Below are 13701 nucleotides of genomic sequence, written 5' to 3' on the forward strand. Positions count from 1 at the left end.
TGCGTCAACGGGTCGGAATCTGCGCCGCGCCCGAGGCCGGCACGGCCGGTGCGGCCGGCACGTTCGCGCTGGCTGCGGCGGCGGCCGGCACGGCGGTCGGAATGCCGGCGGCGGGGCCGGTGGACGGGGCGGCCGGCGCCTGCGATGCCGCCGGGGCCGGTGCGGTCACGGCCGCGCGCTCGAGCACGCTGCCGCCGGTGGGCTCGCTGCTGCGAATGCTGAAGCCGAAATAAGCCAAGGCCAGCGTGCAGACAAAAAACACCGTGGCCAGCACCGCCGTGGCGCGCGACAGGAAGTTGGCGCTGCCCGAGGCGCCGAACAGGCTGCCCGAACTGCCGCTGCCGAAGGCCGCGCCCATGTCCGCGCCCTTGCCGTGCTGCATCAGGATCAGGCCCACCATGGCCAGGGCCGAGACGATCTGCAGCACCAGCACCAGGTTCAATACGAAGTTCATTCCCATTCAATCACTCCAAATTCAATAGCAAGTTGCGCGCGCCAATCAAGCGGCGGCGCCAATAATCGTCAAAAAGTCGGGCGCCTTCAGCGCCGCACCGCCGATCAGCCCGCCGTCGATGTCGGGCTGCGCCAGCAAGGCCTGGGCATTGGCCGCGTTCATGCTGCCGCCGTACAACAGGCGCACCTGGCGCGCCGCAGTGGCATCGGCGGCCGCCAGTTGCGCGCGCAACAGCGCATGCACCTGCTGCGCCTGCTCAGGCGTGGCCGTCTGGCCGGTGCCGATGGCCCACACGGGCTCGTAGGCCACCACGATCTCGGCCAGGCGCGCCGCGTTGACGGCGATCGCCGCCGACAGCTGCCGCTGCACGATGAACCCGGTCAGGCCCTGCTCGCGCTCGACCAGCGTCTCGCCCACGCACACGATGGGCGTGATGCCGGCGGCCAGCGCCTGCTGCGCCTTGCGCGCCACCAGCAGGTCGCTCTCGCCCTGGTACTGGCGCCGCTCGCTGTGGCCGACGATGGCGTAGCGCACGCCGAACTCGGCCAGCATCGCGGCCGACACGTTGCCGGTGTAGGCGCCGCCGGCCTGCTCGGACACGTCCTGCGCGCCCAGCGCGATGGCGTCGCAGCCCGCCAGCAGTTGCTGCAGCTGGGCCAGGTAGGCCGCGGGCGGGCACACCAGCACCTCGCAGGCGGGCGTGCCGACGCCGGCGCGCAGCGCCTGCACCAGCGCCTGGTTGGCGGCCAGGCTGCCGTTCATCTTCCAGTTGCCGGCAATCAGCTTGCGCATCACTCGGCCTTCCAGGTCAAGACGATCTTGCCGACGTGCTGGCCGCCCTGCATCAGCGCGTGCGCGCGCGCGGCGCCGCTGGGCAGACCGGCTGCCGGCTCGAGCGCGGCGAACTGCGCGTGCACGATGGGCTTGACGCGGCCCTGCTCCAACCAGGGCCACACGCGCTGGCGCAACGCCTGCGCGATGGCGCCCTTGAAGGCCACGGGCCGCACGCGCAGGGTCGAGCCGGTGATCGTCAGGCGCCGGCGCAGCACCAGGCCGGCGTCGAACTGCGCCTTGACACCGCCCTGCACCGCGATGACGACCAGGCGCCCCTCCTCGGCCAGGCACGCCACCTCGCGCGCCACGTAGTCGCCCGCCACCATGTCCAGGATCACGTTGGCGCCGCGCCCGCCGGTCAGGCGCAGCACCTCGGCGGCGAAGTCGGCACTCTTGTAGTTGATGGCGTGGTCGGCGCCCAGGCTCAGGCAGGCGGCGCACTTCTCGTCGCTGCCTGCCGTGGCGATCACGGTGGCGCCCGCCGCCTTGGCCAGCTGGATCGCCGTCACGCCGATGCCGCTGGTGCCGCCCTGGATCAGCAGCGTCTCGCCCGCCTGCAGGCGGCCGCGATCGAACACGTTGCTCCAGACGGTGAAGTAGGTTTCGGGCAGGCTGGCCGCCTCGACGTCGCCGAGGCCCTTGGGCACCGGCAGGCACTGCGGCACCGGGGCGACGCAGTATTCGGCATAGCCGCCGCCGGCCACCAGCGCGCACACGCGATCGCCCACCTGCAAGCCAGCGGCCTGCAGCGCGGCCGCGTCGCCGGCTTCGATGACGCCCGCCACTTCGAGGCCGGGCAGGTCCGACGCGCCAAGCGGCGGCGGATAGTGGCCCATGCGCTGCAGCACGTCGGGGCGGTTGACGCCCGACGCGTGCACGCGAATCAGCGCCTCGCCGGCGCCGGCCACGGGCCGGGGGCGCTGCGCGGGCACCAGCACCTCGGGCGCGCCCGGCGCGCTGATTTCAATGCAGTTCATCGTCATGTCGCTCGGGCGCCGCAGCGGCCCGGTGCGGGCCGCGCGGGCGCCTTGTGATCAGGCCGCGGGATGCGTGGAGTCGTCGGCCGGCATGTCGGCTGCCGGCGATTCGGCGCGGGGCGCGCGCTCCTCGCGCGGGGCACGCTCGCCCCGGTCTTCGCGCGGGCCACGGTCGCCACGGTCACCGCGGTCGCCACGCGGCGGGCGGTCGCCACGCTCGCGGTATTCGCGCGGCGGGCGGTCTTCCATGCCCTCGGGGCGATCCAGCAGCGCCTTCATCGACAGCTTGATGCGACCCTTGTCATCGGTCTCCAGCACCTTGACGCGCACCACCTGGCCTTCCTGCAGATAGTCGCTGACCTTCTCGACGCGCTCGTGCGCGATCTGGCTGATGTGCAGCAGGCCGTCCTTGCCGGGCAGGATGTTGACCAGCGCGCCGAAGTCCAGCAGCTTGGTGACCGGGCCCTCGTAGACCTTGCCCACCTCGGCCTCGGCGGTGATCTCGGTGATGCGGCGCTTGGCCTCGTCGGCCTTCGCCACGTCGTTGCTGGCGATGGTGATGGTGCCGTCTTCGGCGATGTCGATCGTGGTGCCGGTTTCTTCCGTCAGCATGCGGATGGTGGCGCCGCCCTTGCCGATCACGTCGCGGATCTTCTCGGGGTTGATCTTCATGGTGTAGAGCTTGGGCGCCCACGAGCTGATTTCGGCGCGCGCCTCGCCCATGGAGTCCTGCATCTTGCCCAGGATGTGCATGCGCGCTTCCTTGGCCTGCGCCAGCGCCACCTGCATGATCTCTTTCGTGATGCCCTGGATCTTGATGTCCATCTGCAGCGCGGTGATGCCGTTGGTGGTGCCGGCCACCTTGAAGTCCATGTCGCCCAGGTGATCTTCGTCGCCCAGAATGTCGGTCAGCACGGCGAACTTGTTGTCCTCTTTGATGAGGCCCATGGCGATGCCGGCCACGTGCGCCTTCATGGGCACGCCGGCGTCCATCAGCGACAGGCAACCGCCGCAGACCGAGGCCATCGAGCTGGAGCCGTTCGACTCGGTGATCTCGCTCACCACGCGGATGGTGTAGGGAAACTCGTCGCGCGCCGGCAGCAGCGGGATCAGCGCGCGCTTGGCCAGGCGGCCGTGGCCGACTTCGCGGCGCTTGGTCGAGCCCATGCGGCCCACCTCGCCGGTGGCGAAGGGCGGCATGTTGTAGTGGAACAAGAAGTGGTCCTCGAACTCGCCGGCCAGCGCGTCGATGCGCTGCGCGTCGCGGTCGGTGCCCAGGGTGGTGACCACCAGCGCCTGCGTCTCGCCACGCGTGAACAGCGCCGAGCCGTGGGTGCGCGGCAGCACGCCGTTGCGGATTTCGATGGGGCGCACGGTGCGCGTGTCGCGGCCGTCGATGCGCGGCTCGCCGGCCAGGATCTGGCTGCGCACGATGCGCGCCTCCAGGCCGAACATCAGATCGCTCACCTTGGCGGCGTCGAAGGTCACGCCCTCGGCCTTGAGCTGCTCCAGCACGCTGCTGCTCGCCTCGCGCAGGGCCTGGGTGCGGGCCTGCTTGCTGCGGATTTGATAGGCCGCGCGCAGCTTGGCCTCGGCCAGGCCCTCCACCTTGGCGATGAAAGGCTCGTCCCGGGCCTCGGGCGCCCAGGTGCCGTTGTCGACCCACAGCGGCTTGCCGGCCTCGCGCGCCAGCTCATGGATGGCGTTGATGGCGATCTTGCCCTGCTCGTGGCCGAACACCACGGCGCCCAGCATCACGTCCTCGGACAGCTGGTAGGCCTCGGACTCGACCATCAGCACGGCCGCCTCGGTGCCCGCCACCACCAGGTCGAGCTGGCTGTTCTTGCGCGCGCTCTGGCCGGGGTTGAGCACGTATTCGCCGTTGATGTAGCCCACGCGCGCGGCGCCGATCGGGCCGTTGAACGGAATGCCCGAGATGGTGAGCGCCGCGCTCACGCCGATCATGGCGGCAATGTCGGCATCGACCTCGGGGTTGAGCGAGACGGTGTGGATGACCACGTGCACCTCGTTCAAAAAGCCCTCGGCGAACAGCGGGCGGATCGGGCGGTCGATCAGGCGACTGGTCAGCGTCTCCAGCTCGCTGGGCTTGGCCTCGCGCTTGAAGAAGCTGCCCGGGATCTTGCCCGCGGCGTAGGTCTTCTCGATGTAGTCCACCGTCAGCGGGAAGAAGTCCTGCCCCGGCTTGGCGCTCTTGCTGGCCACCACCGTGGCCAGGATGACGGTGCCGTCGATGTTGACCAGCACGGCGCCGGTGGCCTGGCGGGCGATCTCGCCCGTTTCCATGACGACCGTCTTGTCGCCCCACTGGAAGGACTTGGTGACTTTGTTGAACAAGCTCATGTTTGCTCCTTGATTGATAGCTATTGGCGCAGATTGCGTCTGCGCTGGAGCCGGATTCGGTTCAGAACACGATGCCATTCCAGAAACGCCGCGCGCGGCGGGCGCCCGGCCTTGTGGAATGACACAGCTTCAGCTTCTGAACAGCGCGATCCGGAGAAAAAAGACAAAAACGCCTGAGCCTTGGGGGCGTCAGGCGTTTGTCGTGCTCATGCGCTTACTTGCGCAGACCCAGCTTGGCGATCAGGGCCAGGTAGCGGTCGGCGTCCTTGCCCTTGAGGTAGTCCAGCAGCTTGCGGCGGCGGCTGACCATGCGCAGCAGGCCGCGGCGACCGTGGTGGTCCTTGGCGTGCTCCTTGAAGTGCGGGGTCAGCTCGTTGATGCGGGCCGTCAGGATGGCCACCTGCACCTCGGGGCTGCCGGTGTCGTTGCCCGCGCGGGCGTTGTCCTTGACCACGGCGGCCTTGTTCTCTTTGGAGATCATTTCAATGTCCTTGTTCCAAATGATTTGACTTGCGCGGCGCGCCGGAACTGCGTGCCGCGTGCGTTTGTGCGAAATGCAAAACCTGTGGATTATAGCCCGCAGGACACGGGCGACGCCCGGGAAACCCACCCGCCGCGCGCAGGCCCCTCAGCCCTGCCCCGCCAGCCAGTCGCGCAGGCGCTGCACGCCCTGCCGCAGCCGCGCCACGTCTTTGGACGCGAAGCACCAGCGCAACCAGCCGTCGGCCTCGGGGGCGAAGGCCACGCCGGGGGCCAGGCCCAGGCCGGCCTCGGCCACCAGGCGCTTGGCCAGCGCCAGCGAATCGTCGAAACCGTCGATGCGCAAGAAGGCGTACATGCCGCCGGGAGCCGCGCTGGTATGCACGCCCGGCACGGCCTGCAGCAGCGGCACCAGGGTGTCGCGGCACTGGCGCAGATGGGCGACGATGCGCGGGGTGATGGTGTCGGTCTGCGCCAGCGCGGCCAGCGCCGCGCGCTGCACGAACACCGGCGCGCAGGAGGTGTTGAACTCCAGCAGCTTGCCCATCTGCGGCGTCATGGCGGGCGGCATGGTCAGCCAGCCCAGGCGCCAGCCGGTCATCAGGAAGGCCTTGGAAAAGCTCTGCACCGCCACCAGCCGGTCGTCGGCAACGGCGATGTCCAGGAACGACGGCGCCGCGCCGCTGGGCGTGTCGCCGCGGTAGTACAGGCGTTCGTACACCTCGTCGGCCAGGATCCAGGTGCCCGTCTCGCGGCAGCGCGCCAGAATGGCCTGCTGCTCGGCGCGCGACAGCGTCCAGCCCGTGGGGTTGTTGGGCGAGTTGACGATCAGCAGCCTGGTCTGCGGCGTGATGGCGGCCAGCAGCGCGGGCAAATCCAGCGCCCAGGCGCCGTCGGGCTGCGGCTGAAGCGCCACACAACGCAGGTGCGCGCCCAAAATCAGCGGCTGCGCCGTCAGGTTGGGCCACACGGGCGTGACGGCGAGCACCTCGTCGCCGGCGTCCACCAGCATCTGCACCGCCAGCATCAGCGCGTTGACGCCGCCCGAGGTGATGGCGATGCGCTCGGCCGCGATCGGCCCGTGCAGGCGGCTGGCGTAGTCGGCCACGGCCTGGCGCAGCTCGGGCAGGCCCAGGTTGTGCGAATAAAAGGTCTCGCCCGCCTGCAGCGCGGCCACGGCGGCGGCGCGCACCGGCTCGGGCGTGATCTCGTCGCTTTCGCCAAACCAGAACGGCAACACGTCGGCGCGGCCCATGCCGGCGTTGGCCACTTCACGGATCTTGGATTCTTCGAGGTTCAGGATGGCTTGACGCATGGCAGCACGGCTTTTCTAATGCAATGAAGCGCGTGAGCATCGCACACTTGAGGGCGCCGCGCTGGCCCACAACACCCGGGAGGACTTGCCATGCAGCCCATCAACCGCCGACTCGCCGCCGGCACCCTGTTCTTGTCCCTGCTGGGCGCGCTGCCCGCCGCGCAGGCCGAGTCCACGCGCCGCAAGAAGGGCGGGACCAAGGCCGCATCGCGCAGCGGCGCCGGCTCGCGCGGCGTGCGCCTGAAGCCCTCGCCGCGCACCACCTACGCCAACGGCGACACCCCGGCCGAGCGCCAGCGCAACGAAGACGCCCGCCTGCGCCGCGAATGCCACGGCCGGCCCAACTCGGGCGCCTGCCTGGGCTATGCCCAGTAGCCGGGCGGCACGCCGAATACTCCTGAAAAAAGAGCTGCCGGCGCTTGATGCACAAGCGCCGGCAGCCGATTTGACCCAAAAATCGATCAGGCCAGAGGCACGGGCACGAACAACTGCTGCCCGTCGCGTTCGATCAGCAGCGCCACCGACTTGCCGGACTTGGCCAGCACGGCGCGCATCTGCTCGACGCTGGTGGCGGGCTGGCCGTTGATGGCCAGCACCACGTCGCCCGACTGCACGCCGGCGGCGGCGGCGGCGCCCTCGGCGTCTTCCACCAGCAGGCCGCCGGGGCCGGTCACGTGGGCTTCACGGCGCTCTTGTGGCTGCAGCGGGCGCAGCGCCAGACCCAGCTTGTTGCTGCTGTCCGAGCTGCCGGCCTGCGCCACCGCCTCGTCCGAGCCCGAAATGGCCTGCAGCGTGGCCGTGAGGTCCTCGGCCTTGCCGTTGCGCCACACCTGCATCTGCAGCTTTTCGCCCGGCTTGGCCAGCGCGATGCTGGCCGGCAGGTCGCCCGAATCGACGATGGTCTGGCCATTGGCCTTCAGGATCACGTCACCGGGTTTCAGCCCCGCCTTGGCCGCCGCGCTGCCCGGCGTCACTTGGGCCACCAGCGCGCCTTCGGGGTTGGGCAGCTTGAAGGAATCGGCCAGCGCCTGGTTGACCTGCTGGATCGTCACGCCCAGGCGGGCGTGCTCGACCTTGCCATGCGCCACGATCTGCTCTTCGATGTGCGTGGCCAGCTCGATCGGGATCGAGAACGACACGCCCATGAAGCCGCCCGAGCGGCTGTAGATCTGCGAGTTGATGCCCACCACCTGACCCTGCGCGTTGAACAGCGGGCCACCCGAGTTGCCGGGGTTCACGGCCACGTCGGTCTGGATGAAGGGCACCGAGCTGTCGTCGGGCAGCGAACGCCCCAGCGCGCTGACAATGCCGGCGGTGACGGTGTTCTCGAAGCCGAAGGGCGAGCCGATGGCCAGCACCCAGTCGCCCGGCTGCAGCGCCTTGCTGTTGCCGATGACCACCGTGGGCAGGTTGTGGGCGTCGATCTTCAGCACCGCGATGTCGGTGCGCGTGTCCATGCCCAGCACCTTGGCCTTGTACTCGCGCCGGTCGGTCAGCTTGACCGTCACCGTCTTGGCGTTCTTGACCACGTGCGCGTTGGTCATGATCAGGCCGTCCGGGCTGATGATGAAGCCCGAACCCAGGCCGCGCACCGGCACCGTCTGGCTGCCGCCGTTGGGCCCTTGCTGAAAGGCCTCGGGCGGAATGCCGAAGCGCTTGAGAAAGTCGCGCATGCCGGGGTCCATCGCCGCGCCGCCGCCGTCGCTCACCTTCTCGACGCCGCTCACGCTGATGTTGACCACCGCCGGCCCCTCGCGCGCCGCGATGGCGGCAAAGTTGGGCGCGGTCACCAGCGCATTGGCGCCGGTCGCCGCCGGGGCCGTCACCGCCGGGGCCGTCAGCGCGAACGCCGGCGTCGACAAGCCGCGCACCGCCGTCACGCCGGCGCCGCCAAGCACACCCGCGGCCAGCAAAGCCAGCGCCAGGCGAGACGTTTTGAATTTCAGGGAGCTCATGGTCAGTCCTTTCAAGCCATGTCCCGGGCTGGGACGATGAGTGGACTGTGAGCCGCGAGAGTTAGGTGAAACTTAAAACCGAATTTTCCTGCTGATGTGCCATTGAAAACTACACACCACGCAGCACACTGAACTCCCTGAACAGGTGCGCAGGCAACGGTGTTAGCAGCTTCCAAACGATGCTCATGGGTCGGTCGCCCTCGGCCGACTCCAGTGCCACGGGGCCGCAGGCGCGGTAGGCGTCACCCTTGCGCGGCCTCACAAAAAGTTGGAACTTCCACCCGTTGGCAGGGCTTTCGAGATAGCGCCGGCCAACCGGCGTATCTGGTGCGGCGCTGTTCTGGGACTGCCAGTGAAACCGCTCCGCGCTGATCGCGTAGTCGTGATACGCAATGCGATCGTGGTAACCCTCACTCTTGTCTAGCGTAACAAACAGCAGTTCGGTCTTGCGGATATGCAAGGGTAAGGTTCCCGCCTGAAAAGGTACGCGGCGCGATGCAGTCAGCCAGCCTACGGCGGTGAGGATTTCACGTGCCCCATAGGCTGCGTGAAGACACAACGGCGTGTCCTCAAGCCCTGGCACAAGGTGGGCGCCCAAGGTGCTGCGGGCCTGCAAGAGCGCAGACAACTCCACCAACTCAGCCGCAACGACAGGATGGCGCGCCACGCGCTCGACAAACGCTTCGTGCCCTGCCGCCTGGTCATGCCGCCCATCGATCTGGTAGGCCAGCATTTGCGCCGCCAGTGCATCCTCGGTGCGCAGCGCTGGTAAGCGGCCCCGCTGTTCACCCACAGCCACCATCAAATCCAATCGACGCGGATCGTTCACATGCAGCAGATCGCCGAATCGACGGCTGAAGTAGTCCTCTTCGGGACCGGGTTCCGAGACGATCAAGCCGGCGTCGCGCTTCAAAGCGGTCCAGCCGCTGCGCCCTTGACCCGTTGCGGAGCGATAAACGTCCTCCAAATCCAACGCTTGGTCGTGCAGAAAATCAGCCAGTTGCACATCCGAACGGCCGCGCAGTGCCGCATAGGACTGCAGCTCGGTCTTGAGCCGCCGCCAGTTCTGGGATGTCAGCGAGCGCAGGCCCTGCAGCACCTGCTCTCGCGTCTGGCGTTGAAGATGAATGTGGCAGCCCGGCGGCAAGCTGCCGAAACCCGCTTCGACGCCCTCCATCAATTCACGACGGGTCAAACCGGTCAGGCTCGACAACAGGCGGTCGAAGCGAAACTCGGCGCGGTGTTGACCCACAAAATCGAGCACCAGGCAGCTCTCCTTGCCGGGTGCCAAACGCAGACCCCGGCCGATCTGCTGCTGAAATAACACGGGGCTTTGGGTCGGCCGCAGCAACAACAGTGTGTCAACCATCGGCAGGTCAACCCCTTCGTTGTAGAGATCGACCGTGACCAGCGCGCACAACTCGCCACTGTGCAGGCGTTGCGGCGCGCGGCGCCGTTCTTCACCTGCGGTTGTCCCGACAACGCAGGCCGCTGGCAAGCCCGCGCGGTTGAGCCAATCAGTCATGAACTCCGCATGCGCCACCGAAACACAAAATACCAGCGCGCGCGAACGCCTTGCATCAGACGCCAGGCGACGCCATTCACTCACCACCAGCCGGGCGCGCACGTCGTTGCCGGTGACCAGGTTGTCCACCGCCTCGCGTTCTCCCGGCCGGTCCCAGGGCACGGCCGAAAAATCGGTGGCGTCGTCGCAGGCGTAATACTCGAACGGCGCCAACAGCTGCAAGTCCAGCGCATGCCACAACCGCAACTCCACCGCCGGGCTGCCGTCCGGGCGGGCATCGAAGTACGGCGCAATCGGTTGGCCGTCGCTGCGCTCCGGCGTCGCCGTCAGCCCAAGCATCACGCTCGGACGAACGGCTTTGGCAAAGGCGTCAAATCGATCGGCTGCCAAGCGGTGACACTCATCGATCACCACGGTGTGCCAATGCTCGGCGCCCACCGTGGCCACCAACTCGCGGCTGCTCACGCTGTCGATGGTGGCAAACAGGTGGTCCCAGCGCGTGGGTTGATGCGCCCCGGTGAGCAGCTCGCCAAACTCGGGATCGCGCAGTACCTCGCGATAGGTGCGAAGTGCTTGACGCAGGATTTCATCGCGATGGGCCACAAACAAAAGGCGCGGGCGTCCGCCCTCCTTGCGGCAGGTATTGCGGTAGTCAAATGCGGCCACTACCGTCTTGCCGGTGCCGGTGGCCGCAACCAACAGGTTACGAGACCGTCCGTGGGCGCGCTCGGTGTTCAGTTGCTCCAGCATCTCTTGCTGGTAGGTCTTGGGTTGGAGGTCAAAAAAACTGATCGTGGCAGCGGGCTCGCCACCAAAGTTCTCGCGCCCGAGCGCAACCGCCAAGGCTTGCCGATGCTCGGCGTTTTCAGGGTCGTAGCGTTGAAATTCGCTGTCGGCCCACAAGGTCTCGAAATGAGCCACCGCGCGAGCAAACAAGGTCTCTTGTGCGCGCTGGGTCAGCTTAACCGTCCATTCCAGACCGCCCGTCAGCGCCGCGCCCGACAGGTTGGCGCTGCCCACATAGGCCGAGCCGAAGCCTGTTTTGCGCTGAAACAGCCAGGCCTTGGCATGCAGCCGGGTACGCCGGCCATCCAGCGACACACGCACCTCACAGCCCGGCAGACGCGCAAGCTCATCCAGCGCACGCGCCTCCGTCGCGCCAGTGTAGGTGGTGGTCAGGATGCGAAGCCGCGTCGTCTGTTGATCCCGCCCTTGCTGATGTGCGCCTTTGGCCGTGATCTGCTGCAGCACATCCTGCAGCTTGCGCACGCCGGACACGGTGATAAAACTGACCAGGATGTCCACCTGATCGCTCGAAGCCAGTTCACGGCGGATTTCCTGCAGCAACGAAGGCGAGCCTTTGCCGGCTGTGAACAGCCACGGGGCAGAGAGACCCATTTCGGGCGACGGGGAAAATTGCTGATCGCGCCGAACGGCCCGCAAGACGCGCAGCGGCGATGCCACGAGATCAACGACGTCACCCGAGCCACTGGCCTGCGCTTCGCCCTGGCCCATGAGTCGCTGCCGCAACATGACCAGCAAACCATTGACGAGTTCAAGTTGTCGCCTGGCCTTGTCGGCATCGTCGCCAGACAATTCGTCAAGAATGCTTGCGAGTTGCCGCGTGACGACCTCGCTCAAGAAATCGGCGACCCCACCCTTTAATGCCGACACATCGGCGTGCGACGGATCGAGCCCCGCGAGTGATCGTGCCAGCCCCTCGGTCAGCAACAGGTCATAGAGACCATCGGGCAGTGTCATCGTTGTCTTTGCTCGCTTGGTTGATTGCTACGCTGGGGAAAACTGGGGGCAGATGAATATTTCCCCTGGCACATCGGCGTGCGACGGATCGAGTCCCTCGAGCGATCATGCCAGTCCCTCGGTCAGCGACAGGTCATAGAGCCCATTGGGCAGTGTCATCGTCGTGTTTGCTCACTTGGTTGAGTTCTACACCTTGTCCTGCACCTGCTCCCAGCAGGCGCCGCAACCCTTTCCGGTCGGCGCGATCCGACCGTCGGCCTTTATGGTACGCAAGACCACACGCACCATGTCACTGCTGATGCCCGGGCAGGCCTCTTCAATCTCGGAAGTGGAAAAAGGCAGGGTTCTCTTGAGGATCTCGGCGTGCATGAGCTTGGCGGCCACGAAAGGGCACAGCGCCGTCAACGATTGCAAATCACATGACTTGAACAAATGTAATGTGAATATTAAACTTCAAGACCATGAACCAGAGCGGCCACATCCTCGAACTGGCGCGGCGCCAAGGCGTTCTGCGGGCTGCAGATGTGCGTGCGCAGGGCTGGTCGCCACAACTTCTGATCCGGCTTCACCAGGCTGGCAGGCTGCACAGGATCGCTCGCGGCCTGTATCAACTACCCGACGCCGAGATCACCGAACACCAGACCCTGATCGAGGTGTGCCAACGCGTGCCAAAGGCCGTTGTGTGCCTGCTGACCGCACTGCAGTTCCATGAAATCGGCTCGCAATTGCCGCACGCGGTCTGGATCGCGCTGCCCGAGGCCACCCAGACTCCGGCGCTGCACCATCCGACGCTGCGAATTGCACGCCTGCGGGGCGAGGCCTATTCCGAAGGCATCCAGACCGTGACCGAACACGGTGCACCGATTCGCGTCTACAGCGCCGCCAAGACGGTGACCGACTGCTTCAAGTTCCGCAACAAAATTGGTCTGGACGTGGCGCTGGAGGCACTGAGAGATGCCTGGCGCAGCCGCAAGGTCACCATGGCCGAGCTGAGCCGCTACGCCAGGATCAACCGCGTCGAACGTGTCATGCAGCCCTACCTGGAGGCAGTGACGAAATGAGCGGCAATCTGTCGGCATCCATCCTGGCCCGACTGCTGACGCTTGCCAGGCAGCGCGGCGACGACTACAGCCTGCTGCTCAATCGCTTTGCGATGGAGCGCCTGCTGACTCGCGTGAGCATATCCCCGCATGCCGACCGCTTTCTACTCAAGGGCGCCCTGCTTTTTGCTCTGTGGTACGACACCCCGCACCGCCCAACCCGGGATGCCGACCTGTTGGGCTTCGGCCCCGACGATAAGGCAAACCTGGTCGCCACTTTTCGCGAAGTCGCCGCCATGGACTTGGGCGACGGGATCGTGTTCGACCCTGCATCCGTGAAGGCGGATGCCATTCGTGAGGACAACGACTACGGCGGCACCCGCGTCACGCTGCTGGCACGCATCGGCTCCGCACGCTGCGCGCTGCAAATCGACGTGGGCTTTGGTGATGCCGTGACGCCAGGGCCACAAACCGCGACCTTGCCCACCCTGCTGAGCGACTTCCCGGCCCCGACGTTGCGGGTATATCCGGTCTACACCGTGATCGCCGAGAAGTACCAGGCCATGGTGATGCTGGGGCAAGCGAACAGCCGCATGAAGGACTTCTTCGATCTCGCGGTGATTGCTCGGCGCACGCATTTGCAAGCCGCAACGCTGGCCACTGCCATCGCCGCCACGTTTGCCCGTCGTCAAACTTTACTGCCTGCCGAGCGCCCGCTGGGCCTGACGAAGCAGTTCAGCGAAGACGCTGCCAAGTTGCGTCAATGGCAGGCATTCCTGAACAAAAACCGCATCACCGCAGGCAGCCTGGGGGAGACCGTCGCGCTGCTGGACAAGTTGCTGTGGCCTCCCACCAAGACTGCAATCACCAACCATTCGACAACAGCAACCTGGGACCCGGATTCTGTGCAGTGGCATTCTTGAACACTCGCCGCGAAGCCGGCTTTACAAACGAAGCGCGGTACACCGACGGCTCGAGGATCAGGCGGCTCGAAAGCGG

11 protein-coding genes and 1 pseudogene are annotated in these 13701 nt (G+C 66.9%); 3 read left to right on the forward strand and 9 right to left on the reverse strand.

Annotation, left to right across the window (positions count from 1 at the left end; all coding sequences use genetic code 11):
- Nucleotides 1–4: 4 nt before the first annotated feature.
- The 6 genes from secG to ACWHMB_RS12095 form a co-directional block, all read right to left on the reverse strand.
- Nucleotides 5–454 carry a preprotein translocase subunit SecG gene (secG, locus tag ACWHMB_RS12070; protein ID WP_377479133.1) on the reverse strand — a complete coding sequence of 150 codons (450 nt, stop codon included), beginning with the start codon at nucleotides 452–454 and terminating at the stop codon, nucleotides 5–7.
- Between the two features lie 45 nt (nucleotides 455–499).
- Nucleotides 500–1246, reverse strand: coding sequence for a triose-phosphate isomerase (tpiA, locus tag ACWHMB_RS12075; RefSeq protein ID WP_377478491.1), 747 nt, complete (start codon nucleotides 1244–1246; stop codon nucleotides 500–502).
- Nucleotides 1246–2265, reverse strand: coding sequence for an NAD(P)H-quinone oxidoreductase (locus ACWHMB_RS12080; protein WP_377478493.1), 1020 nt, complete (start codon nucleotides 2263–2265; stop codon nucleotides 1246–1248). The genes tpiA and ACWHMB_RS12080 overlap by 1 nt, the downstream gene beginning before the upstream one ends.
- A 57-nt stretch (nucleotides 2266–2322) precedes the next feature.
- The gene (gene pnp, locus ACWHMB_RS12085; RefSeq protein ID WP_377478495.1) at nucleotides 2323–4626 is read right to left on the reverse strand and encodes a polyribonucleotide nucleotidyltransferase; all 2304 of its coding nucleotides are present in this window, start codon (nucleotides 4624–4626) and stop codon (nucleotides 2323–2325) included.
- Between the two features lie 214 nt (nucleotides 4627–4840).
- Nucleotides 4841–5107 carry a 30S ribosomal protein S15 gene (gene rpsO, locus ACWHMB_RS12090; RefSeq protein WP_377478497.1) on the reverse strand — a complete coding sequence of 89 codons (267 nt, stop codon included), beginning with the start codon at nucleotides 5105–5107 and terminating at the stop codon, nucleotides 4841–4843.
- A gap of 147 nt (nucleotides 5108–5254) precedes the next feature.
- The gene (locus ACWHMB_RS12095; protein WP_377478499.1) at nucleotides 5255–6421 is read right to left on the reverse strand and encodes a pyridoxal phosphate-dependent aminotransferase; all 1167 of its coding nucleotides are present in this window, start codon (nucleotides 6419–6421) and stop codon (nucleotides 5255–5257) included.
- 90 nt (nucleotides 6422–6511) lie between these two features.
- On the opposite strand from ACWHMB_RS12095, the gene ACWHMB_RS12100 reads away from it, so the two are divergent.
- On the forward strand, nucleotides 6512–6796 hold the full coding sequence (locus tag ACWHMB_RS12100) for a hypothetical protein (RefSeq protein ID WP_377478501.1): 285 nt from the start codon (nucleotides 6512–6514) through the stop codon (nucleotides 6794–6796).
- A gap of 86 nt (nucleotides 6797–6882) precedes the next feature.
- Here the strand turns inward: ACWHMB_RS12100 and ACWHMB_RS12105 are convergent, their stop codons facing one another.
- The 3 genes and pseudogenes from ACWHMB_RS12105 to ACWHMB_RS12115 all read right to left on the reverse strand — a co-directional run.
- A complete protein-coding gene (locus ACWHMB_RS12105; protein ID WP_377478503.1) occupies nucleotides 6883–8376 on the reverse strand; it encodes a DegQ family serine endoprotease in 1494 nt (497 codons plus the stop codon).
- A 109-nt stretch (nucleotides 8377–8485) separates the two neighbouring features.
- Nucleotides 8486–11662, reverse strand: a complete 3177-nt coding sequence (locus ACWHMB_RS12110) for a DUF3427 domain-containing protein (protein WP_377478505.1) — start codon at nucleotides 11660–11662, stop codon at nucleotides 8486–8488.
- 186 nt (nucleotides 11663–11848) lie between these two features.
- A pseudogene (locus tag ACWHMB_RS12115) lies at nucleotides 11849–12031 on the reverse strand (Fic family protein); the annotation flags it as partial.
- A 92-nt stretch (nucleotides 12032–12123) separates the two neighbouring features.
- Between ACWHMB_RS12115 and ACWHMB_RS12120 the strand changes: the two are divergent.
- Together ACWHMB_RS12120 and ACWHMB_RS12125 are read left to right on the forward strand one after the other, a co-directional pair.
- Nucleotides 12124–12723: a type IV toxin-antitoxin system AbiEi family antitoxin domain-containing protein gene (locus ACWHMB_RS12120; RefSeq protein WP_377478507.1), complete on the forward strand. Its 600-nt coding sequence runs from the start codon at nucleotides 12124–12126 to the stop codon at nucleotides 12721–12723.
- A complete protein-coding gene (locus tag ACWHMB_RS12125) occupies nucleotides 12720–13625 on the forward strand; it encodes a nucleotidyl transferase AbiEii/AbiGii toxin family protein (RefSeq protein WP_377478509.1) in 906 nt (301 codons plus the stop codon). The genes ACWHMB_RS12120 and ACWHMB_RS12125 overlap by 4 nt, the downstream gene beginning before the upstream one ends.
- Nucleotides 13626–13701 lie beyond the last annotated feature (76 nt).

This window comes from Ottowia pentelensis (assembly GCF_964341695.1).

What these genes read in the sequence shown, in the direction of transcription:
- secG (WP_377479133.1), bottom strand. Translation starts at nt 454, where the DNA reads ATGAACTTCGTATTGAACCTGGTGCTGGTGCTGCAGATCGTCTCGGCC.
- tpiA (WP_377478491.1), bottom strand. Translation starts at nt 1,246, where the DNA reads ATGCGCAAGCTGATTGCCGGCAACTGGAAGATGAACGGCAGCCTGGCC.
- ACWHMB_RS12080 (WP_377478493.1), bottom strand. Translation starts at nt 2,265, where the DNA reads ATGAACTGCATTGAAATCAGCGCGCCGGGCGCGCCCGAGGTGCTGGTG.
- pnp (WP_377478495.1), bottom strand. Translation starts at nt 4,626, where the DNA reads ATGAGCTTGTTCAACAAAGTCACCAAGTCCTTCCAGTGGGGCGACAAG.
- rpsO (WP_377478497.1), bottom strand. Translation starts at nt 5,107, where the DNA reads ATGATCTCCAAAGAGAACAAGGCCGCCGTGGTCAAGGACAACGCCCGC.
- ACWHMB_RS12095 (WP_377478499.1), bottom strand. Translation starts at nt 6,421, where the DNA reads ATGCGTCAAGCCATCCTGAACCTCGAAGAATCCAAGATCCGTGAAGTG.
- ACWHMB_RS12100 (WP_377478501.1), top strand. Translation starts at nt 6,512, where the DNA reads ATGCAGCCCATCAACCGCCGACTCGCCGCCGGCACCCTGTTCTTGTCC.
- ACWHMB_RS12105 (WP_377478503.1), bottom strand. Translation starts at nt 8,376, where the DNA reads ATGAGCTCCCTGAAATTCAAAACGTCTCGCCTGGCGCTGGCTTTGCTG.
- ACWHMB_RS12110 (WP_377478505.1), bottom strand. Translation starts at nt 11,662, where the DNA reads ATGACACTGCCCGATGGTCTCTATGACCTGTTGCTGACCGAGGGGCTG.
- ACWHMB_RS12120 (WP_377478507.1), top strand. Translation starts at nt 12,124, where the DNA reads ATGAACCAGAGCGGCCACATCCTCGAACTGGCGCGGCGCCAAGGCGTT.
- ACWHMB_RS12125 (WP_377478509.1), top strand. Translation starts at nt 12,720, where the DNA reads ATGAGCGGCAATCTGTCGGCATCCATCCTGGCCCGACTGCTGACGCTT.